Annotated in this window: 23 protein-coding genes; 13 read left to right on the top strand and 10 right to left on the bottom strand. The window is 70.4% G+C overall.

Annotated features, from left to right (window positions below):
* Positions 1–27 precede the first annotated feature (27 nt).
* Genes INQ48_24450 through INQ48_24440 form a run of 3 tightly spaced genes read left to right on the top strand, consistent with a single transcriptional unit; the run spans position 28 to position 1,432 of the window.
* Entirely contained in the window at positions 28–495 is a 468-nt protein-coding gene (locus INQ48_24450; GenBank protein QRF56474.1) for a winged helix-turn-helix transcriptional regulator, read from the top strand.
* A 24-nt stretch (positions 496–519) separates the two neighbouring features.
* The gene (locus INQ48_24445) at positions 520–1,002 is read left to right on the top strand and encodes a GNAT family N-acetyltransferase (GenBank protein ID QRF56473.1); all 483 of its coding nucleotides are present in this window, start codon (positions 520–522) and stop codon (positions 1,000–1,002) included.
* 28 nt (positions 1,003–1,030) lie between these two features.
* The gene (locus INQ48_24440) at positions 1,031–1,432 is read left to right on the top strand and encodes an OsmC family protein (GenBank protein ID QRF56472.1); all 402 of its coding nucleotides are present in this window, start codon (positions 1,031–1,033) and stop codon (positions 1,430–1,432) included.
* Between the two features lie 2 nt (positions 1,433–1,434).
* Here INQ48_24440 and INQ48_24435 read toward each other — a convergent pair whose 3' ends face one another.
* The gene (locus INQ48_24435) at positions 1,435–2,634 is read right to left on the bottom strand and encodes a beta-lactamase family protein (GenBank protein ID QRF56471.1); all 1,200 of its coding nucleotides are present in this window, start codon (positions 2,632–2,634) and stop codon (positions 1,435–1,437) included.
* A 10-nt stretch (positions 2,635–2,644) separates the two neighbouring features.
* A complete protein-coding gene (locus INQ48_24430) occupies positions 2,645–3,004 on the bottom strand; it encodes a helix-turn-helix transcriptional regulator (GenBank protein ID QRF56470.1) in 360 nt (119 codons plus the stop codon).
* Positions 3,005–3,116: 112 nt separating this feature from the next.
* Between INQ48_24430 and INQ48_24425 the strand changes: the two genes are divergently transcribed.
* Entirely contained in the window at positions 3,117–3,998 is an 882-nt protein-coding gene (locus INQ48_24425; GenBank protein ID QRF56469.1) for an NAD(P)-dependent oxidoreductase, read from the top strand.
* Positions 3,999–4,014: 16 nt separating this feature from the next.
* On the opposite strand, the gene INQ48_24420 is transcribed toward INQ48_24425, so the two are convergent.
* A complete protein-coding gene (locus INQ48_24420; protein ID QRF56468.1) occupies positions 4,015–5,142 on the bottom strand; it encodes an alpha/beta fold hydrolase in 1,128 nt (375 codons plus the stop codon).
* A gap of 132 nt (positions 5,143–5,274) precedes the next feature.
* Between INQ48_24420 and INQ48_24415 the strand changes: the two genes are divergently transcribed.
* From INQ48_24415 to lpxO, 3 genes are all read left to right on the top strand, one after another.
* Entirely contained in the window at positions 5,275–5,964 is a 690-nt protein-coding gene (locus INQ48_24415) for a response regulator (protein ID QRF56467.1), read from the top strand.
* Positions 5,961–7,397, top strand: coding sequence for a GHKL domain-containing protein (locus tag INQ48_24410; protein ID QRF56466.1), 1,437 nt, complete (start codon positions 5,961–5,963; stop codon positions 7,395–7,397). Before INQ48_24415 ends, INQ48_24410 begins: the two co-directional genes overlap by 4 nt.
* 108 nt (positions 7,398–7,505) lie before the next feature.
* Positions 7,506–8,402, top strand: a complete 897-nt coding sequence (gene lpxO / locus INQ48_24405; GenBank protein ID QRF56465.1) for a lipid A hydroxylase LpxO — start codon at positions 7,506–7,508, stop codon at positions 8,400–8,402.
* Positions 8,403–8,423: 21 nt separating this feature from the next.
* On the opposite strand, the gene INQ48_24400 is transcribed toward lpxO, so the two are convergent.
* Entirely contained in the window at positions 8,424–9,023 is a 600-nt protein-coding gene (locus INQ48_24400) for a phosphatase PAP2 family protein (GenBank protein QRF60871.1), read from the bottom strand.
* A 192-nt stretch (positions 9,024–9,215) separates the two neighbouring features.
* Between INQ48_24400 and INQ48_24395 the strand changes: the two genes are divergently transcribed.
* Both INQ48_24395 and INQ48_24390 read left to right on the top strand, forming a co-directional pair.
* Positions 9,216–9,899: a response regulator transcription factor gene (locus INQ48_24395; GenBank protein ID QRF56464.1), complete on the top strand. Its 684-nt coding sequence runs from the start codon at positions 9,216–9,218 to the stop codon at positions 9,897–9,899.
* The gene (locus INQ48_24390) at positions 9,896–11,242 is read left to right on the top strand and encodes a HAMP domain-containing histidine kinase (protein ID QRF56463.1); all 1,347 of its coding nucleotides are present in this window, start codon (positions 9,896–9,898) and stop codon (positions 11,240–11,242) included. The genes INQ48_24395 and INQ48_24390 overlap by 4 nt, the downstream gene beginning before the upstream one ends.
* Here INQ48_24390 and INQ48_24385 read toward each other — a convergent pair whose 3' ends face one another.
* Positions 11,243–11,380: a hypothetical protein gene (locus INQ48_24385; protein ID QRF56462.1), complete on the bottom strand. Its 138-nt coding sequence runs from the start codon at positions 11,378–11,380 to the stop codon at positions 11,243–11,245.
* Between the two features lie 270 nt (positions 11,381–11,650).
* Here INQ48_24385 and INQ48_24380 point away from each other — a divergent pair, with 270 nt between their 5' ends.
* A complete protein-coding gene (locus INQ48_24380) occupies positions 11,651–11,887 on the top strand; it encodes an oxidoreductase (protein ID QRF56461.1) in 237 nt (78 codons plus the stop codon).
* Here the strand turns inward: INQ48_24380 and INQ48_24375 are convergent.
* Positions 11,851–12,321, bottom strand: a complete 471-nt coding sequence (locus INQ48_24375; GenBank protein ID QRF56460.1) for a helix-turn-helix domain-containing protein — start codon at positions 12,319–12,321, stop codon at positions 11,851–11,853. The two genes, INQ48_24380 and INQ48_24375, sit on opposite strands and share 37 nt — an antisense overlap.
* Positions 12,322–12,398: 77 nt before the next feature.
* Here INQ48_24375 and INQ48_24370 point away from each other — a divergent pair, with 77 nt between their 5' ends.
* Positions 12,399–13,268, top strand: coding sequence for a methyltransferase domain-containing protein (locus INQ48_24370; GenBank protein QRF56459.1), 870 nt, complete (start codon positions 12,399–12,401; stop codon positions 13,266–13,268).
* A complete protein-coding gene (locus tag INQ48_24365; protein ID QRF56458.1) occupies positions 13,261–13,761 on the top strand; it encodes a DUF2938 domain-containing protein in 501 nt (166 codons plus the stop codon). Before INQ48_24370 ends, INQ48_24365 begins: the two co-directional genes overlap by 8 nt.
* A gap of 6 nt (positions 13,762–13,767) precedes the next feature.
* On the opposite strand, the gene INQ48_24360 is transcribed toward INQ48_24365, so the two are convergent.
* From INQ48_24360 to INQ48_24345, 4 genes are all read right to left on the bottom strand, one after another.
* Positions 13,768–14,538: an ABC transporter permease gene (locus tag INQ48_24360; protein ID QRF56457.1), complete on the bottom strand. Its 771-nt coding sequence runs from the start codon at positions 14,536–14,538 to the stop codon at positions 13,768–13,770.
* A 9-nt stretch (positions 14,539–14,547) separates the two neighbouring features.
* On the bottom strand, positions 14,548–15,399 hold the full coding sequence (locus tag INQ48_24355) for an ABC transporter ATP-binding protein (GenBank protein ID QRF56456.1): 852 nt from the start codon (positions 15,397–15,399) through the stop codon (positions 14,548–14,550).
* Positions 15,399–16,433, bottom strand: coding sequence for an ABC transporter substrate-binding protein (locus INQ48_24350; GenBank protein ID QRF56455.1), 1,035 nt, complete (start codon positions 16,431–16,433; stop codon positions 15,399–15,401). The genes INQ48_24355 and INQ48_24350 overlap by 1 nt, the downstream gene beginning before the upstream one ends.
* Positions 16,434–16,577: 144 nt before the next feature.
* On the bottom strand, positions 16,578–17,351 hold the full coding sequence (locus INQ48_24345) for an IclR family transcriptional regulator (protein ID QRF56454.1): 774 nt from the start codon (positions 17,349–17,351) through the stop codon (positions 16,578–16,580).
* 151 nt (positions 17,352–17,502) lie between these two features.
* On the opposite strand from INQ48_24345, the gene INQ48_24340 reads away from it, so the two are divergent.
* Positions 17,503–19,119, top strand: a complete 1,617-nt coding sequence (locus INQ48_24340) for an OPT/YSL family transporter (protein QRF56453.1) — start codon at positions 17,503–17,505, stop codon at positions 19,117–19,119.
* The last annotated feature ends 11 nt before the right edge of the window (positions 19,120–19,130 follow it).

Genomic DNA, 19,130 nt, shown 5'->3' with positions numbered 1-19,130 from the left:
CCTTCCTATGCGCCGCGCGGAGTGAAAGTGCCCGAGCTCGACCGAATCGACCGCAAGATCCTCGACCTGCTGCAGCGCCAGGGCCGCATTTCCATGACCGAACTGGCCGAGCGCATCGGCCTGTCGGCCTCGCCCTGCGCCGAGCGCGTGAAGCGCATGGAGCGCGACGGCGTCATCAGCGGCTACCACGCGCGCGTGTCGCCCGAGGCGCTGGGCAAGACGCTTCTGGTGTTCGTCGAGATCAAGCTCTCGGCCAAGTCGGGCGACGTGTTCGACAAGGTCAAGCAGGAGCTGCTGCACATGCCCGAGGTGCTCGAATGCCACCTCGTGTCGGGCAGCTTCGACTACCTCGTGAAGGCGCGCCTGAGCGGCATGAGCGAATACCGCCACCTGCTCGGCGACATCCTCAAGAAGCTGCCGGTGGCGGCCGAGTCGCACAGCTACGTCGTGATGGAGGAGATCAAGGAAACCCTGATGCTCGCCACCGACCGCTGAAGGCAGGGCTACCATCGCGCGCCCATGTCCCCCGACCCGATCACCATCCGCCCCTGGCGCCTCGACGACTTCGACGCCGTCAAGGCCATCCTCGACGACACCTTCGCGAGCACCTGGCTGCCGCAGCTCACGTCCGAGGCCGCGCGCGGCTACCGTGAGAGCGGCGAGCCCGTGGGCTACATCGACGAAATGGGGCCCGAGTTCTTCGTCGCCGAGATCGATGGCGAGGTGGTCGGCATGGTCCACTGGCAGCGCGACTTCGTGCAGGCGCTGCACGTGCCCGCGACGCATCGGCGCAAGGGCATCGCGCGCGCGCTCATGGCCTTCGCCGAAGCCGGCATGCGCGCCGACGGCATCGAACTCGCACGGCTCGAGACCGACACCTTCAACACCGCGAGCCAGGGCTTCTACCTCGCGCTCGGTTATCGCGAGGCCGACCGCTATCCCGACCTCGAATGGCACAGCGGCTTCACGACCATCCTCTACATGAAGCCGCTGATTTCCTGACCCTTTCCTCCACCCCAAGGACACCGCCATGAGCATCTCGATCCGCCGCGACGGCACCACCGGCACGCGCCACATCCTCAAGATCCGCGACCACGAGATCGCCGTCGATGCCTCGCCGGCCGGCGGTGGCAACGACGAGGGCCCCGAGCCGCACGACCTCTACGACGCCTCGCTGGCCGCCTGCAAGGCGCTCACCGTGCTGATCTACGCGCGCCGCAAGGGCATTCCGGTCGAGGACATCGAGGTCGTGGTCGACCGCGACGACAGCGAGGAGCGCAAGGGCGTCTACCGGCTCGACTCCACGCTGCGCGTGAGCGGCAACCTCAGCGATGCGCAGCGCGACGAGTTGCTGCGCGTGGCGGGCAAGTGCCCGGTGCACAAGCTCATGACCGAGGTGAAGACCGAGATCCAGACCCGCTGGGCCGACTAGGCTCAGCGCAGCACGCGCCAGGCCCGCACCGCGCGCAGCAGCGACCACAGGCCGGCCTCGGCCGGCACCTTCTTCTCGTTGAACGACACGGCGACGTAGAGGTCGTCGGCCGGCACGTAGGCGACCACGCTCGTGAAGCCCTCGATGCCGCCGCTGTGGCCCAGCATCAGGCCCGGCCCGTCGGGCACGTCGTAGAGCTGCACGCCCATGCCGTACGAGGCATTGCCGCCGCCGTAGGGGCCGAGCATCGCGGGCATGTCGACGAACATGCGCCGCACCGTGGCCGGCGGCAGCACCCGGCCGCCGAGCAGCGCATGCCAGAAGCGCACGAGATCGCCCGCGGTCGAGGCCAGCGCGCCCGCGGCATGGGGCGTGGCGTACTGGTCGGGCGCCTCGACCGGCCGGCCGGCCGCGTGGCCGCTGACCACGGGCAGTTCGACGCCGGGCCGGCGCATCGCCGTGTGCGTGAGCGCGAGCGGGCCGATCAGCCGCTTCGTCAGCACCTGCTCGAAGGACGCGCCCTCGAGCCGCTCGACGATGGTGCCGAGCATCGCGTAGCCGGTGTTGCTGTAGCTCCAGTTCGTGCCGGGGCAGAACTGCGGCTTCTGCGCGAGGCCCATGGCGATGATCTCCGCGGGCGGCCGGTACTGCGTGCCGAAGTCGGGCAGCGCATTGAAGCTCACGAGGCCGCTGGTGTGGCGCAGCAGGTGCTCGATGGTGACGAGCCCGGCGTTGGGCGCCTCGGGGAACCAGCGCTCGATGCTGTCGCCGAGCGCGAGCCGGCGTTCCTCCACGAGCTGCAGCACGATGGTGGCGGTCAGCGTCTTGGCGGTGCTCGCGACTTGGAAGCCCTGGTCGGGCCGCACCGGCTCGCGCGGCTCGGTGCGCGCCAGGCCGCGGGTCGCCCGCCAGTTGCCCTCGCCGGGGATCGCGACCGCCACGCTCGCGGCCGGCACGTGCTGCAGCATCCTGTCGAGCGCATCGCCGAGGCTCTGCTGCAAGTCGGCGGGCAGCTCGCCGTCGATCGCGCGGCCGAAGTCGCGCTGCCAGATGGCATCGGGCGCGGAGCGCCGCGGCGGGCCGGCATAGGCGGCGCCGGCCGCGCAGCCCGCGTCGGCCCGCGCGCTGCCCCAGGGCAGTGCCATCGCGATCATCGTGGCCAGCGCGTTGCGGCGCGCCGGGTCGTTCAGCGTCGGTGTCATCCGATCTCCCTCAGCCCCGTTTGGCCGCTTCCGACTGCTTGCGCGCCGCCTCCACGCGCTTGGCGTAGCGGTCGCCCCAATCGGCGAGCGGGCCGAGCGCCGCGTTGAGCGTGGCGCCCAGCTTGGTCTCCGAATACTCGACGCGCGGCGGCACTTCGTGGAACACCTCGCGCGCGACGACGCCGTCGGTCTCGAGCTCGCGCAGCTGCTGGATCAGCATCTTCTCGCTGATGCCCGGCAACAAGCGCCGCAGCTCGCCGAAGCGGCGCGGCTGCAGGTGCAGCTCCCAGAGGATCAGTGCCTTCCATTTGCCGCCGATGACCTCGAACGCGGGGCCGATGCCGCAGACGTAAGGCTTCTTCGCTGCCATGCCATTCTCCAATACTGTCGTTTTGGTAAGTACCGCACTTTATCGTAGGTACTTGACCATCGGGAGGTGGGATTTCTACGATGCAGCCATCTTCAATCATCCGGAACATTCCATGAGCAGCAAGCAGGAGATCGCCGTCATCGGCCTCGGCGCGATGGGCGCCACCATCGCGCGCCTCTACCTCGCGCAGGGTCACGAAGTCACGGTCTGGAACCGCAGCGCCGACAAGGCCGCGCCGCGGGTCGCGCGGCGTGCGGTGCTGGCCGACAGCGCCGCCGCAGCGGTGCGCGCGAGCCGCGTGGTGCTGATGTGCGTCCACGACTACCGCGCGGCCGATGCGATCCTCGGCGCCGAGGGCGTGGCCGCCGCGATGGACGGCCGGCTGCTGGTGCAGCTCACGACCGGCAGCCCCCAGGATGCGCGCGATGCGCAGGCCTGGGCGCAGCGCCACGGCGCCACCTTCCTCGAGGGCGCGATCCAGGCCGCGCCCGAGCAGATGGGCCAGGGCGACACGCCGATCCTGATGTCGGGCGACGAGCAGGTGTTCCGCTCCGCCGAGCCGCTGCTCGCGGTGCTCGGCGGCGGCATCGTCTACCTCGGCGAGAAGATCAGCAACGCCGCGGCCATGGACCTCGCCACGCTCTCGACCATCTACGGCACCATGCTGGGCTTCCTGCACGGCGCGCGCGTGGCCGAGTCGGAAGGCTTCGACGTGGCCGAGTTCGGGCGCATCGTCGCGGGCATCATGCCGACCTTCGCGGCCTTCCTGCTGCACGAGGGCGCGGTCATCCAGTCGGGCGACTTCCAGATCTCGCAGAGCCCGATGCGGATCTCGGTCGAGGCCACGCAGCGCATCCTGCAGACGGCGCGCGAGAGCGGCATCAACAGCGAGTTCCCGGCCTTCGCGGCCGGCCTGTTCCAGCGCGCCGATGCCGCGGGGCTCGGCGGCGAGGAGCTGGCCGCGCTGATCAAGTTGCTGCGCGCGCCGAATTGACGCCACCGGCCGGCCCTCAGGCCCAGCGCATCGCCTCGATGGCGCGCACCAGCTCGGCCTCGCGTTCGATGAAGAAATCGCCGTGGCAGGCGTCCTCGAACACCAGCTGATGGTGGGTCTTCAGTGCCGCCATGAGGCGGGCCGCGTCGTCGACGCGCACGTAGCGGATCACGCGCAGGTAGGCCGCCGCATCCTTCAGCGTGGCCGCGTCCAGCGTCTCGGGCAGCGCGGGGAAGATGTCGCGGATGTCGCCCGGCATGGCGGTCACGACGAGAGCGGGCGCTCGCACCGGCGCGTAGTCGGGCGAGAAGGCATGGCTCGCGGTCTCCATCGCGGCGGCCACGACGGCGGGCGTGTTGAGGCGCACGCTGCCGTCGGGCTGCGGGTCGAGCTGGTCGCGCAGGTTGGCCTCCAGCGGCGCCGACCAGTGGCGCACGGTGCGCCGCGCGTAGGCGAGCGCCGCCTCCATCGAGGCGCCGTCCTCCTCGTGCGGCACCGGTTCGCGAAACAGCCGGTTGTCGGGCAGGGGCAGGCCGCCGGTGGCGGGGTCGCGCGTGGGGTCGAAGGTGGCATCGATGTAGACCAGCCCGCGCACCCGCTGCGGATGCCGGCCCGCGAAGCGCGTGAGCTCGTTGCCCGCGATCGAATGGCCCGCGAGCACCACGCGGTCGAGGCCGAGCCCGTCGAGCAGCGCATGCAGGTCGGCCACCAGCGTGTCGACCTCGTAGTACTGGGTGGCGGTGCGCACCGGCAGCGGCTTGTCCGACTGGCCGTAGCCGCGCCGGCTCACCGCGATCACGCGCGCACGCGGCGCGAGCGCATGGGCCAGGCCGTCGAAGACGTAGGCATTGGCGCCCAGCCCGGGCAGCAGCACGATGGTCGGGCCGCGACAGTTGTCGCATTGCCAGTCGCGCACGTGCAGCGAGACCTCGTGCGCCACCTTCACGCGGCGGTCGGTCACCGACACCACGGTCGGGCCGGCGGGCGCACCGGCCGGCGGGCCGCCCGGATGGCTGCTGCCGCCGCAGCCGCCGAGGGTGACGAGGCCGCCGAGGCCCGAGAGCGAGACGGCCGAGGGCCAGGCCAGCGCGGCGCGCAGGAAGGCGCGCCGCGGCGGGAAGAAGAGGGGATGGAACCGGGGCATGGCGCGCAGTGTGGGCAACCGACCTGAAGCGCGGCTGTTGCCTTCATGAAGGAATCCTGAAGTCTTCGAAGGCCGCTTGGCAGATACTTCCGGCTCCCCAGGTGCCGGGCGGCGCACCGCACGGAGACTGTCATGAATCTTTTGCTCGTGGAGGACGACCTCGAACTCGGCAACGGCGTGCGCATCGCGCTCGCCAACCAGGGCATGGACGTGGTCTGGGTGCGCCGTCTCGACGACGCCATCCGCACCCTCGACAGCGGTGCCTTCGACATGGTGCTGCTCGACCTCGGCCTGCCCGACGGCGACGGCATCGATCTGCTGCTGCGGCTGCGCCGCGAACGCCAGATCCTGCCGGTGCTCGTGCTGAGCGCGCGCGATGCGCTCAACGACCGGCTGCGCAGCCTCGACGACGGCGCCGACGACTACCTGGTCAAGCCCTTCGCGCTGGCCGAGCTGCTGTCGCGCGTGCGCGCGCTCGCGCGCCGCAGCTACGGCTTCGACGACGAGACCATCCGCATGCGCGGCCTGGCGCTGCACGAGCCCACGCGCGGCGTGCTGGTCGACGGCCAGCAGGTGGAGCTCTCGCGCTGCGAGTTCGACCTGCTCGCGCTGCTGCTCAAGCGCACCGGCCGCGTGGTCACGCGCCGCGTGATGGAGGAACAGGTGCTGCCGGGCGGCCCGGGCATCGGCAGCAATTCGCTCGAGGTCCACATCTCGAACCTGCGCCGCAAGATCGGCCAGGGCTACATCCGCACCGTGCGCGGCATCGGCTACGTGGTCGACGCCCAGTCGCTGGCGCGCGCCGGCAGCCCGCGCGCATGATCCGTGGCGCGCTGCGCTTCATCGGGCGGGTGATCCAGCCCTCGCTGATGCGCCGGCTGGTGCTGGCGCAGATGGCGGTGGTGGCGGCGCTGTGGACCTTGATCGTCGGGCTGCTGTTCTACGACTCCTACAAGGACCCGGAGCTGCTGCGCTTCAGCAAGATCTACGAGAGCGTGGCGGCGATCGCCATCAACCTGGCCGACGACCCGAAGCGCCAGTACGACACCCTGCATGCCTTCGATCTCGCGCTGATGGAGACCGCGAGCGACGGCAACGCCGAATCCGACACCTCGCCGATGCTTCAGGTGTGGCAGCGCGGCAAGCTGATCTACCGCACCACCGACGCGGTGCCCGAGATCTTCAACAGCGCGCCCGACGTCATCGAGACGGTGCACGTGGGCGGGCGCGAGTGGCGCGCGCGCACGCTGCATTCGCCGCAGTTCGACACCCGCGTGATGATCGCCGAGCCCGGCATCTGGCGGCTGGTGGTCAACATCACCTACCGCGGCTACTACCTGCTGCCGCTGCTGGTGAGCCTGCCCTTCCTGGTGGTGCCGGCCTGGCTCACGGTGCGGCTCGCGCTGCGGCCCTGGCGCCGCGTGAGCCGCGAGACCTCCGAGCGCGGGCCGGCCGACCTCACGCCGCTGTCGTACCGGCCGCCGCACCGCGAGCTGCAGCCGCTGGTGCAGAGCATCAACACCCTGCTGCAGCGGGTGCGCGACAGCACCACGCGCGAGCGCAGCCTGATCGCCGACGCGGCCCACGAGCTGCGTACGCCGCTGGCCGCGATGCGCGTGAACGTGGAGGCGCTGAAGGCGCAGAGCATCGATTCCGGGCAGCGCGAGCTGATGGGCAACCTGTTGCGCAGCAACGACCGCGCGACCCGGCTGGTGGGCCAGCTGCTGCAGCTCATGCGCAGCGACGCCGTGTCCGATGCCGCGCTGCCGGTGGCGCTGTCGCTCGATGCGCTGGTGCAGGACCGGCTCGCGATGATCGAGGGCGTGGCGCATGCGCGCGGCGTCGAGCTCGAACTGGCCTGCGCGGGCGAGGTGCCGGTGCTCGGCGAGCGCGAGAGCCTGGTGTCGATGGTCGACAACCTGGTGGACAACGCCATCAAGTACAGCCCGCGCCGCAGCGTGGTGAAGGTGCAGGTGGCGCGCGAGCAGGGCGAGGCGGTGCTGCGCGTGGCCGACCAGGGCCCGGGCATCCCGCCCGGCCTGCGCGAGCGGGTGTTCGACCGCTTCTTCCGCAGTCCGGGCCAGACCCAGAGCGGCAGCGGACTCGGGCTGGCGATCGTCAAGTCGGTGGTCGACAAGCATGGCGGCAGCGTGGCGCTCGAGACCGGCGCGGGCGGCCGCGGGCTGCTGGCGGTGGTGCGGCTGCCGCTGGCGGTCGAGGGGCAGGATCAGCCGATGCTCGAGGGCCGCGGTTGAGGCGTAGAGCCGTTTTTCGGGGCCAAAACCCGCGTCAGGCTCGTTGAGGTGTGAAGAATTAAACTAGCGGGTGCTCTCCAGCGCTCCCCCCGAACAGGACACTCTCACATGAAGTGGGTCATTCTCGCCATCTTCGCGCTCAGTGCGCTCTACGTGCATTTCCGCGGCCAGGTGCGCCATCGTTTCTTCCGCCAGCTGTCGGACCACTCGACCTTCCTCGCGCCGCTCAACGTGTTCATGTACCTTTTCTCGAAGGTGCCGAGCACGCCCTACCTGTCGCCCAAGGAATTCCCCGAGATGCGCGTGCTCGAGGAGAACTGGGAAGTCATCCGCGAGGAGGCGCTCGCGATGCGCAACGGCGGCAGCATCAAGGCCTCGAGCCAGTTCAACGACGTGGGCTTCAACTCCTTCTTCAAGAGCGGCTGGAAGCGCTTCTACCTCAAGTGGTACGACGAGGCCCATCCCTCGGCCGCGGTGCTGTGCCCGCGCACGACCGAGCTGCTGCGCGGCATCGGCACGATCAAGGCCGCGATGTTCGCCGAGCTGCCGCCCGGCAGCCGGCTGGTGCGCCACCGCGACCCCTTCGCGGGTTCGCTGCGCTACCACCTGGGCCTGTGGACGCCGGGCGTGGAGGGCTGCTACATCGACGTCGACGGCCAGCGCTACCACTGGCGCGACGGCGAATCGGTGGTGTTCGACGAGACCTACATCCACTATGCCGAGAACACCACCGACCACGACCGCGTGATCCTGTTCTGCGACATCGAGCGTCCGCTCAAGTACCGCTGGGCCAGCGCCGTCAACCGCTGGTTCGCGAAGAACCTGCTGGCCGCGGCCAGCTCGCCCAACGATGCCGGCGACAAGACCGGCGGCATCAACCGCGCCTTCAAGTACATCTACCAGATCCGCGTGATCGGCAAGCGCCTGAAGGCCTGGGACAAGCGCGTGTACTACCTCGTGAAGTGGGCGATCTTCGGCGGCCTCGCGCTCTGGATCTTCTGGTGACGCAGGCTGCCGGGTGCAGCCTCAGACGCCCACCAGGATCAGCCGCCGCCGCGCCGGCCCGGTGATCCAGCTCATGAACCCCGCCAGCGCCGTGCCGCCGAGCACGTCGAGCAGCACGTGCTGGTGCGTGGCCAGCGTCGAGTAGACGATCCCCGCCGCCCACAGCCAGTTGAGCGCCAGCACCCAGGCGGGCGCGTCCACGCTGCGCAGCTGGCGCGTCATCAGCACGGCCGTGAACACCGCGAAGGACACGTGCAGCGAGGGGAAGGCATTGCCGCCCGCGTCGGTGCTCTTGAGGAACTGCAGCGAGGGGTACTGCGTCCAGTCGACCGCGAACACCGGCACCATGGTGGGAAAGAGCCAGAACACCGCGAGCCCGATGGCCGCCATCAGCGCCGCGGCCTGCGCGTGCAGCAGCAGCTCGGCACGGTCCTTGGCCAGGGCCGGCGCGAGGCCCACGTAGAGCCACAGCGAGGCGTAGAGCGGCAGCGCGTCGTCGCTCAGCGGCACCCAGTGGTCGACGGCCGTGAGCGGCATCGTGAGCGGCTGGCCGAGCGGGTGGTGCATGACCCAGAAATACAGCACGAAGAAGCCGGAGATGCCGAGCGTGGTGCCGAGCATCTTGGTGACCCACAGCGTGGCGATGCGCCGCGCCAGCGCCGCGTGCCATGGGATCCTGACGGGGCGGACGGGGCGGGACGAGAGGGGTGTCACCTGGGCTCCCTGGATGGATGAACCGGCCAGGGTAGGCGCGGGCATTGCGTGAACATTACGGGGCGCGCCAGGGGCCGGCCTCTAGAATTCCGGCCCGATATGAGAATCCTGCTGGTCGAAGACGAAGCCGAACTCGCGCAGGCGCTGGCGGCGGCACTGCGCCAGAACCAGGCGGTGGTCGACGTGGCCGGTTCGCTGCGCGAGGCACAGGACGCGGTGCTCGCGGGCCAGCACGAGGTGATCGTGCTCGATCGCGGCCTGCCCGATGGCGATGGCCTGAGCCTGATCGAGTTCCTGCGCGCCAACGGGATTGCGGCCGCGGTGCTGGTGCTCACCGCGATGGCCGACATCTCCGAACGCGTGCTGAGCCTCGACGGCGGCGCCGACGACTACCTCGCCAAGCCCTTCTCGATGGACGAGCTGATGGCGCGCGTGCGCGCGCTCGCGCGGCGTCCCGCGCTGCGCGCGAACCCCGTCACCGCGCTGGCGCGGCTGCAATTCGACCACCTGCAGCGGCAGGCGCATGTCGATGCGCAGAGCCTGCTGCTCACGCGGCGCGAGCTGCTGGTGCTCGAGGCCCTGCTCGAGCAGCGCGGGCGCACCGTGCTGCGCGAGTCGCTGCACGACCGCGTCTACGGGCAGGAGGGCGACATCCATTCGAATGCGCTCGACACCCACGTCTCGCGCCTGCGCTCCAAGCTCGACAAGGCCGGTGCCCAGGTCGAGATCCACGCCATCCGCGGCGTGGGCTACCTGCTGTGCGCGGCGCCGGGCGCCGCATGAAGCTGCTCTCGCTGCGCTGGCAGCTGATCTGGAGCCTGATCCTGCTGCAGGTGGTGGTGGGCTTGCTGGTGATGGGCGGCTTCATCGGCCTGGCCTGGGTGCTCGGCCGGGTGGTCGACGAGACCGGCGAGGAGACCGTGCGCGTGATCCGCGGCGCGATCGAGCGCGCCCCCGATGGCGCGCTGGCCATGCGGCCCACGCCCGAGTTCGAGCAACTGCGCGCCGATGCCGGCGGCGACCTGTGGTTCCTGGTGCGCGATGCCCAGGGCCACCAGCTCGTGCAGGGCGAGGTGCCCGCGCGCTACCTCGGCCTGGCCGGACGCTTCGACGGCATCGACCGCGTGTGGATCGACCTCGCCACCAGCAACGGCCAGCCGAAGGCGCGCTTCGAGCGCGTCGAGACGCGTGCCGGACCGGTCGCGATGATGGTGCGAACCGGCAACCCGCTGTCGATGAAGAGCACGCTGCGCGGCACCGGCGTGGCCTTCCTGTTCCTGGTGGCGCCGATGGCGCTCGTCACCTGCCTCGGCGTGATCCTCGCGACGCCCTTCGTGGTCAAGCGCGGGCTCAAGGGGCTGATCGCCACCGCCGCGCATGCCGAGAGCATCGACGTGCACGAGCGCACCACGCGGCTGCCGCTCGATGGCGTGGCCGGCGAGATCCGGCCGCTGGTCAATGCCGTCAACCGCGCGTTCGACCGGCTCAACGAGGGCTACGACCGGCAGGAGCGCTTCCTGGCCGACGCGGCGCACGAGCTGCGCACGCCGATCACCATCCTGCAGATCCGCCTCGAGGGGCTGCCCAACGATCCGCTCAAGGTCAAGCTGATGCAGGCCTCGGCGCGGCTGGCCACGCTGGCCGAGCAGCTGCTCGACCTGCAGCGGCTCGATGGCGTGGTGGTGCAGGCGCAGCAGGTGGACCTGAAGGCGCTGTGCGAGCGCGCGGCGGCCGACCTCGCGCCGCTCGCGATCATGAACCGCTGCACCCTGTCGGTCGATGCGCCGCTGGCGATCGTGGTCGGCGGCGATGCGCCCTCGCTCGAGCGCGCGCTGACCAACCTGATCCAGAACGCGATCGAGCATGGCGGGCAGGGCTGCGACATCCAGGTGCGGCTGTGCGAGCCCTTTTGCATCGAGGTGCTCGACTCGGGGCCGGGCATTCCCGAGTCGGAACGCGAGCGCGTGGTCGAGCCCTTCCACCGGCTGGTGCCGCGCGGGCGCGGCGCCGGGCTCGGGCTGCACCTCGTGGCCGAGGTGGCGCACCTGCACCGCGGGCGGCTCACCATCGGCAGCAACGACACGGGCGGAGCGCGGATGCGGCTGGAGCTGAACCTCGGGACCTGATCAGGTCTTGCGCAGCCAGCGCTTGCAGGGCTCGGAGAAGCCGCGTGCCATGTGGCTCGGATAGACCTCGTCGCTGAAACGCCCGAACCAGCGCAGCGGCGCCGCGACGCGGCCCGCGCACCAGCGCCGGGGCTGCACGCGGTCACCGCGTAGTAGCCGCTCCTGAACAGGATGCCCTGCAGCCGCGGCCCGAGCGCTTGCGCGAGCTCGGGCGGACCGAAGGGCAGGCGCAGGTTCGCATGCAGCAGGATCACGAAGACCACCAGCAGGCCGCGCAGCAGGTCGATGTGCGGCAGGCGGGGCAGGGCATCAGGGCGGGCAATCGCGGCGATTCTGCGGACGATCGCCCGCGCGGCCTGAAGGGCTGCTGAAGCACCGACAATCGCGCCTCGACCGCCTACGCACCGCATGCCCGCTTCGCCTTTCGCCGACCCGGCCCTTCTCGCCACGCCGACCGACCTCGCCAGTGCCCAGGCCCTGATCGCGCGCATCGCGCCGATGCTGGCGGCGCGCGGCCTCGCGATGCGCGCACCGCCGCCCGAACCCACCACCTGCTGCGGGCGCGGCTGCAACGGCTGCGTCTGGGAAGGCTGGCTCGCGGCGGTCGCCTACTGGCGCGACGAGGCCTCCTTGCTGCTCGACTGAGCCGCGCGCTTGCGCGGCGCCTGGCGATCGGGCGCCGCGATGGCGCCCGTGCCCGCGGCGCGCAGGATGCGCCGGAAGGTCGGGCATTCCATGTGGCTGGGCGCGCGGCATACGGCCGCATGCCGCAGGCCGTCGCGCATCGCGGCGAGCTGGCGGATGGTGCGGTCGAGCTCGTCGGCCTTGGTCTCGAGCACGCGGCGGTCGATGCGCGGCTGGCCGTCGGGCGCGAACATGCGCGCGATCTCGTCGAGCGAGAAGCCGGCGGCGCGGCCCAGCAAGATCAGCGCGAGCTTCTCGAGCACGCCGGGATCGAACAGCCGGCGCAGCCCCTGCCGGCCCGTCGAGGCGATCAGCCCCTTCTCGTCGTAGAAGCGCAGCGTGGAAGCGGGCACGCCCGATTGCCTCGCCACCTGCGCGATATCCAGTGGTGCCATCCTCTTGACCTCAAGTCGACTTGAACTTGCATAGTGCGTTCTCCGCCTTCCGAAGGCAAGCCAGAAAGGAAAGAAAGATGCACGACACGCAAGCGCCCGGGAACGAGCAGGCGCGGCTGTGGAACGGCCCGGCGGGCCGCGCCTGGGTCGACCGGCAGCCGCTGCTCGACCGGCTGTTCGCACCGCTCGGCACGCTGCTGACCGAGGCCGTGGCCGGTCGCCCCCTCGGCCGCGTGCTCGACGTGGGCTGCGGCACCGGTGCCGTCACGCTCGCGCTCGCGAGGCCGTCGGGCGATGCCTTCGAATGCGTCGGCATCGACATCTCGGCGCCGATGATCGAGGCCGCGCGCGCACGTGCCGAAAGAGCGGATTCGCAGGCGCGCTTCGTGTGCGCCGACGCCCAGACCCATGCCTTCGCACCGGCCGGGTTCGACACCATCGTCTCGCGGCTCGGCGTGATGTTCTTCGACGACCCGGTCGCGGCCTTCGCGAACCTGCGGCGTGCCGCGCGCGACGGTGCCGCGCTGCGCTTCCTCGCGTGGCGCGCGGCCGCGGAGAACCCGTTCATGACCACGGCCGAACGCGCCGCGGCGCCGTTGTTGCCGCAACTGCCCGCGCGCCGGCCGGGCGCGCCGGGACAGTTCGGCTTCGCCGACCGCGAGCAGGTCGAGGCCATCCTCGCGCAGGCCGGCTGGGGCGCGATCGCGCTCCGTCCCGTCGATCTCGCCTGCAGCCTGCCCGCGCGGGAACTCGTGCCCTACCTGAGCCGCCTCGGGCCCGTCGGCCTCGCGCTCGAGCAGGTCGATGCGGCGACGCGCGAGCGCGTCATCGAGACCGTGCGTGCCGCCTTCGACCCCTTCGTGCAGGGCGAAGAAGTGCGCTTCACCGCGGCCTGCTGGCTGGCCAGCGCCGAGGCGGCCGCGCCGCACGAGGTGTTCCATGGCTGAACTCGCCGAACTGCTGGCGCGCGCCGTGCCGATCGGCATCGGCGCCACGGCCGTGATGGACCTCTGGGCCTGCGTGCGCCGGCGCGTGTTCGGCCTGCCTTCGCTCGACTACGCGCTGGTCGGCCGCTGGGCCGCGCACCTGCCGCGCGGGCGCTTCGTCCATCGGCCGATCGCGGCCACCGCGCCCGTGCCAGGCGAGCGCCTGCTGGGTTGGGCGCTCCACTATGCGACAGGCATCGCGTTCGCGCTCGTGCTGCTGGGAATCGGCGGCCTCGACTGGGCGCGCCGGCCGACACCGGGCCTCGCGCTGCTGGTGGGCATCGGCACGGTGGCGGCGCCGTGGCTGCTGATGCAGCCCGGCATGGGCGCGGGCCTCGCCGCGCGCCGCACGCCGCGCCCGTGGGTGGCGCGCTGGCACAGCCTCGCCACGCACGCGGTGTTCGGGCTGGGCCTCTACCTCGCGGCCTGGGCGCTGTCGGCGCTCGGCCCCTGAAGCGCCTCACTGGTTCTGCGAACCGCGGTGCGCCCAGCCCGTGGTGTGCTTCTCGACCACGCTGAAGAGCTCGTACATCAGCATCGCCATCGCGCCCACCACCATCAGCCCCGCGAAGGCCAGGCCCATCTGCATCGACGAGCCGGCCGAGATCAGCAGGTAGCCGATGCCCTCGTTCGCCGCGGTCATCTCGCTGACCGTGGTGCCCACGAAGGCCAGCGTGATCGCGACCTTGAGCGAGCCGAAGAAGTAGGGCATGGAGCGCGGCAGGCCGATCTTCATGAGCACGTCCCAGCGCTTGGCGCCGAGCACGCGCAGCACGTCCTCGAGCTCGGGCTCGAGCGTGGCGAGGCCGGTCGCGATGTTGACCATGATCGGGAAGAAGCTGATCAGGAAGGCCGTGAGGATCGCGGGCCCGATGCCGATGCCGAACCACACGACCAGGATCGGCACGAAGGCCGCCTTGGGCAGCGCGTTGAAGGCCGTCATCAGCGGATAGATGGCCGCATAGGCCAGGCGCGAGCTGCCGATCACGAAGCCGAGCAGCACGCCCACCACGATCGCGAGGCCGAAGCCCGCCATCGTGACCCAGAAGGTGCGCCAGGCATGGCCCGCGATGATCTCCTTGAACTCCCAGAACTGGTTCCAGATGCGCAGCGGGCTCGGGAAGATAAAGTCCGAGACGCCGAAGCCCGCGCAGATCACCTGCCACAGCAGGATCACCGCCACGAGCAGCAGCCACGGCGACCAGCGTTCGAGTTGCTTGTTGTTCTTCATGGCCGCTCCTCAGTGGGCCACCGCCGCGGCACCGGTCGCGCCGGCGGCATTGCCGCGGATCGCGCCGATGTGGCTGCGCAGCTCGAGCACGATGTCGGTGAACTCCTTGGTGTAGGTGAGCTCGAGCTCGCGCGGACGCGGCAGCTCGATCTCGCGCTTGACCACGAAGCGGCCCGGGCTCTTGCTCATCACGTAGACCGTGTCGGCCAGGAACACCGATTCGCGCAGGTCGTGCGTGACCAGGATCACGTTGAACTGCTGCTCGGTCCAGAGGTCGCGCAGGATGCACCAGAGCTCCTCGCGCGTGAAGGCGTCGAGCGCGCCGAAGGGCTCGTCGAGCAGCAGCATCTTGGGCTCGTGGATCAGCGCGCGGCAGATGCTCGCGCGCTGCTGCATGCCGCCCGAGAGCTGCCACGGGAACTTGTCCTCGTAGCCGCCCAGGCCCACCTTCTGCAGCAGGCGGCGCGCGCGTTCCTCGTACTCCTTGCGCTTGGCCTTGAAGTTCGAGCGATAGGGCTCGACGATCTCCAGCGGCAGCAGCACGTTGTCGACCGTGGTGCGCCAGGGCAGCAGCGAGGGCGCCTGGAAGGCCATGCCCGAGATCTTGAGCGGCCCGGTCACCGGCGCACCGTCGATGCGAATACGGCCCATCGACGGCATCTTGAGCCCGGTCGTGAGCTTCATGAAGGTCGACTTGCCGCAGCCCGAGGGGCCGACGATGGCGATGAACTCGCCGCGCTTCACCTTCAGGTCGATGGCCTCGACCGCGAAGTGGTTGGCGCGCAGCAGTTCCTCGTTGTAGGCGAGCCAGACGTCCTGGAAGTCGACGAAGGGGGCGGCCTCGTTCGCGGTGTCCGCCATCACTTGCGCAGGATTCCGCTGAGTTCGGCCGCCGGCGGCAGCAGCGCGGCGGACCACACGGCCTCGGGGCTCACGCGGGTCTTGGTGTTGAAGGCGTCCGACACCTGCGAGGCCATCAGCGACAGGCGGCCCGCGTTGACCGCACCGAAGCCGTCGGCGCGCGCGTCGGGGCTGTTGATCACGGTGTCGATCGCGAGCTGCAGGCGGCGCGTCTCGAGCTTGCTGTCGACGATGCCGTCGCGCGCCTTCACCGACTCGATGCCCTGCGCGGGATTGGCGATCACTTCCTTGGCGCCCTTGGCGAAGGCCGAGAGGAATTTCTTCACCGCCTCGGGGTTCTCCTTGATGAGCTTGGGCGAGGCGATGATGACGTTGCCGTAGAGCTTCACGCCGTAGTCGGGGTAGGGCAGGATCACCACGTCGGCCGTCTTGGCGCCGCGTGCCTCGAGGTTGAGCAGCGAGGTGAAGGTGAAGCCGGTGATGGCGTCGATGTCGCCGCGCATCAGCATGGTCTCGCGCAGGGTTGGGTCCATCGCGGTCCAGTTGACCGTGCCGATGTTGTTGGCCTTGGCGAAGATCGGGAACGCGCGGCGGCCCGCGTCGAACACCGGCGCGCCGAGCTTCTTGCCCGTGAGGTCGGCGGGCTTGGTGATGCCGCTCTTCTTGAGCGTCATGACCGAGGCCGGCGTGTTGTTGTAGACCATCATCACCGCGACCGGCTTGTTCGGGCTGTCGGGGTTGTTGGCGTGGAATTCCATCAGCGCCGCGAGGTCGGCGAAGCCCATGTCGTAGGCACCCGAGGCCACGCGCGTGACCGTGCCGCCCGAGCCGTTGCCCGCGTCGATGGTCACGTCGAGGCCGGCGGCCTTGAAGTAGCCCTTGGCGGCCGGATGCAGGAACAGCGCGGCCGGTCCCTCGAAGCGCCAGTCGAGCTGGAACTTGATCGGCGTCGTGGCCTGGGCGAAGGCCGAGGGCAGGCCGAAGCTCAGGGCCGAGGCGGCGAGGAAGGACTGGAGCAGATGGCGCTTGTTCATGCGGGCTTGGTTCCGTGAAGGTGAATGCTTCCGGATTCAAGCAAAAACGGTGCCCGCACGTGATTGGTGCGAACCCTTCCCGCGATTCAAGGCGGTGCGCGCCCAGCGAAAAACTGCACCGCACACGGGAAAAACCTTCGAAATTCAGGGGACGTTGGCACCGAAAGCGAGCCAATACGGGTCGCCGATGCGCTTGCCCACGTTCGCCGCGGCATCGCGCACCACGGCGCCGTAGCGCTCGACCAGCGGCTCGGACAGCAGCTCGGCCGGCAGCGCGACGCCGAAGGCATAGGTCTGGCGCGTGGCCGCGTCGAACACCGCCGACGAGATGCCCGCCACGTTGGTCACGTACTCGCCGCGCGACAGGGCCCAGCCGGTCTCGCGGATCACGGCCAGCCGCGCCATCAGGTCCTTGCGCGTGCGCGGCGCGTCGCCGCGGCCCTGGTCGAGCCGGCCGCCGAGCAGCGCCGTCACTTCCGCGTCGCTCAGGCGCGCGAGCAGCGCGCGGCCCATCGCGCTCGAGTAGGCCGGCGCGCGGCTGCCTGGCGGCGTGTAGATCTGCAGCGCGCCCGCGCCGGCGCGCATCTGGATCACCAGCGTGTCGGCGCCGTCGAGCACGTTGATGTAACCCGTGAAGCGGGTTTGGTCGACCAGCGCGGCGAGCGCCTCCTCCACCAGCGAGGCGGCGTTGCGCGAGGCGCGGAAGTGGTAGGAGGCTTCCATGATCACGCCGCCCGGGCGGTAGGCGCGCGTGGCGGCGTCGCGGTCGAGGAAACCGTAGCCGGCCATCATGCTCAGCGTGCGCGAGGCCGAGCTCTTGGGCAGGCCGAGCTCGTTCACCACGTCCGTCACCGTGATGTCGCGGCGCAGGCGCGCGATCAGTTTCAGGACGTCCATGGCGTTGGCGAGGGTGCTCATATCTGGGGTCGGTGGATCGAGGGGAATCATAGGTTCGGCGCGCGACGGCCATACGGGCTCGGGTGAACCGCGCTTGACAGCGCCCGGACCGGTCCTATGATGCGGTTCGATATTATTGCATCAAGTTCCAAAAAATGGAACTACCAAAAAGATGAGCATCGATACCGAGGCCACGGCGCTCGCGCCGCTGCACGACCACACCCCGCCCGCGCTGCACCCCAAGGCCCTGGCACCGGCCAACCTGGTCCTCACGCTGGTGCTCAGCGTGTTCGGCGCCATCGTCGGTATCCAGATGCTCGCGAGCCTGGGCATCACGCCGAGCACCTCGCTGATCGGCGCGCTCGCGGCCATGACCCTGGCGCGCGTGCCGCTGGCCATGTTCCGCGGCTTCCGCTCGGTGCATGCGCAGAACCTCGCGCAGACCAGCATCTCGTCGGCCACCTTCGGCGCGGCCAACAGCCTGTTCCTGCCGATCGGCATCCCGTTCCTGTTCGGCCTGCCCGAGATGGTGGTGCCGATGCTGGTCGGCGTGAGCCTCGCGATGCTGCTCGATGCCTGGCTGCTCTATCGCATGTTCGACACGCCGGCCTTCCCCGCGAAGAACCCGTGGCCGCTGGGCATCGCGGCGGCCGAGGCGATCAAGGCCGGCGACGGCGGCGGCAAGCAGGCCTGGCTGCTGCTGGGCGGGCTGGCCACGGGCGCGCTGGGCGCGGTGTTCAAGCTGCCGATGTCGGCCTTCGGCGTGGCGCTGATCGGCGGGCTGGGCGCGATGACGGCATTCGGCATCGGGCTGCTGGTGCGCGGCTACGCCTTGCCGCTGACGGGCATCGACATCGGCGCGCTCTACCTGCCGCACGGGATGATGATCGGCGCCGGCATCGTGGCGCTGGCGCAGGTGGGCCGCGTGGTGCTGAAGAAGCACGGCGTCACTGCAGGCGCGCCCGATGCGCGCGGCGCCCGCGCGCTGGGCCGCTCGCTGCGCCTGGGCGGCATCGGCTACCTCGCGATCATGGTGCTGCTGGCCGTGGGCACGGGCGTCTACCACGGCATGTCGCTGGGCATGCTCGTGGGCTTCGTGCTCTACGGCACCTTCGCGGCCTTCGTGCATGAGCTGATCGTGGGCATCGCGGCCATGCATTCGGGCTGGTTCCCGGCCTTCGCGGTGGCGCTGATCTCGCTCCTGATCGGCATCCTGATCGGCTTTCCGCCCGAGGCGCTGGTGGTGCTCGCGGGCTTCTCGGCCGCCACCGGGCCGGCCTTCGCCGACATGGGCTACGACCTCAAGGCCGGCCACCTGCTGCGCGGTGAGACCTCGGGCACGGCCTTCGAGACCGCGGGCCGGCGCGAACAGATGATCGCCGGCATGGTGGGCTTCGCGGTGGCGATCGTGGTCGTGGCCTGCAGCTGGCGGCTGTTCTTCGCCAACCACCAGACGGCGCCGATCAACGCGGCCTACGTCGCGGCCATCAAGGCCGGCATCTCGGGCGACACCGCGCGCAACCTCGCGCTGTGGGCTGTGCCCGGCGCGCTGCTGCAGCTCGCGGGCGGCGCGCGCCAACAGCTCGGCGTGCTGTTCGCCACCGGCCTGCTGATCGCGAGCCCGCTGGCCGGCTGGATGGTCGCGGCCGGCATCGCCTGCCGGCTGCTCGTGCAGCGCGTGCTCGGCAGCGCCGCGCGCGAGCGGCTCGAGGTGTTCGCGGGCGGCGTGATCGCGGGCGACGCGCTCTACAGCTTCTTCTCGGGCGCGGTGAAGAGCCTGCGCAAGTAGCCATCCCTTCT

Source organism: Variovorax paradoxus, assembly GCA_016806145.1.
GTDB lineage: Bacteria > Pseudomonadota > Gammaproteobacteria > Burkholderiales > Burkholderiaceae_C > Variovorax.
The sequence above is the reverse complement of the archived record's forward strand: the minus strand, read 5'-3'. Positions and strand labels throughout refer to the sequence as shown.

Coding starts and splice junctions, on each gene's coding strand:
- INQ48_24345 (QRF56454.1), bottom strand. CDS start 17,351: ATGAGCACCCTCGCCAACGCCATGGACGTCCTGAAACTGATCGCGCGC.
- INQ48_24430 (QRF56470.1), bottom strand. CDS start 3,004: ATGGCAGCGAAGAAGCCTTACGTCTGCGGCATCGGCCCCGCGTTCGAG.
- INQ48_24445 (QRF56473.1), top strand. CDS start 520: ATGTCCCCCGACCCGATCACCATCCGCCCCTGGCGCCTCGACGACTTC.
- INQ48_24425 (QRF56469.1), top strand. CDS start 3,117: ATGAGCAGCAAGCAGGAGATCGCCGTCATCGGCCTCGGCGCGATGGGC.
- INQ48_24400 (QRF60871.1), bottom strand. CDS start 9,023: ATGCTCGGCACCACGCTCGGCATCTCCGGCTTCTTCGTGCTGTATTTC.
- INQ48_24435 (QRF56471.1), bottom strand. CDS start 2,634: ATGACACCGACGCTGAACGACCCGGCGCGCCGCAACGCGCTGGCCACG.
- INQ48_24420 (QRF56468.1), bottom strand. CDS start 5,142: ATGCCCCGGTTCCATCCCCTCTTCTTCCCGCCGCGGCGCGCCTTCCTG.
- INQ48_24415 (QRF56467.1), top strand. CDS start 5,275: ATGAATCTTTTGCTCGTGGAGGACGACCTCGAACTCGGCAACGGCGTG.
- INQ48_24370 (QRF56459.1), top strand. CDS start 12,399: ATGCACGACACGCAAGCGCCCGGGAACGAGCAGGCGCGGCTGTGGAAC.
- INQ48_24340 (QRF56453.1), top strand. CDS start 17,503: ATGAGCATCGATACCGAGGCCACGGCGCTCGCGCCGCTGCACGACCAC.
- lpxO (QRF56465.1), top strand. CDS start 7,506: ATGAAGTGGGTCATTCTCGCCATCTTCGCGCTCAGTGCGCTCTACGTG.
- INQ48_24365 (QRF56458.1), top strand. CDS start 13,261: ATGGCTGAACTCGCCGAACTGCTGGCGCGCGCCGTGCCGATCGGCATC.
- INQ48_24410 (QRF56466.1), top strand. CDS start 5,961: ATGATCCGTGGCGCGCTGCGCTTCATCGGGCGGGTGATCCAGCCCTCG.
- INQ48_24375 (QRF56460.1), bottom strand. CDS start 12,321: ATGGCACCACTGGATATCGCGCAGGTGGCGAGGCAATCGGGCGTGCCC.
- INQ48_24390 (QRF56463.1), top strand. CDS start 9,896: ATGAAGCTGCTCTCGCTGCGCTGGCAGCTGATCTGGAGCCTGATCCTG.
- INQ48_24350 (QRF56455.1), bottom strand. CDS start 16,433: ATGAACAAGCGCCATCTGCTCCAGTCCTTCCTCGCCGCCTCGGCCCTG.
- INQ48_24355 (QRF56456.1), bottom strand. CDS start 15,399: ATGGCGGACACCGCGAACGAGGCCGCCCCCTTCGTCGACTTCCAGGAC.
- INQ48_24380 (QRF56461.1), top strand. CDS start 11,651: ATGCCCGCTTCGCCTTTCGCCGACCCGGCCCTTCTCGCCACGCCGACC.
- INQ48_24360 (QRF56457.1), bottom strand. CDS start 14,538: ATGAAGAACAACAAGCAACTCGAACGCTGGTCGCCGTGGCTGCTGCTC.
- INQ48_24440 (QRF56472.1), top strand. CDS start 1,031: ATGAGCATCTCGATCCGCCGCGACGGCACCACCGGCACGCGCCACATC.
- INQ48_24395 (QRF56464.1), top strand. CDS start 9,216: ATGAGAATCCTGCTGGTCGAAGACGAAGCCGAACTCGCGCAGGCGCTG.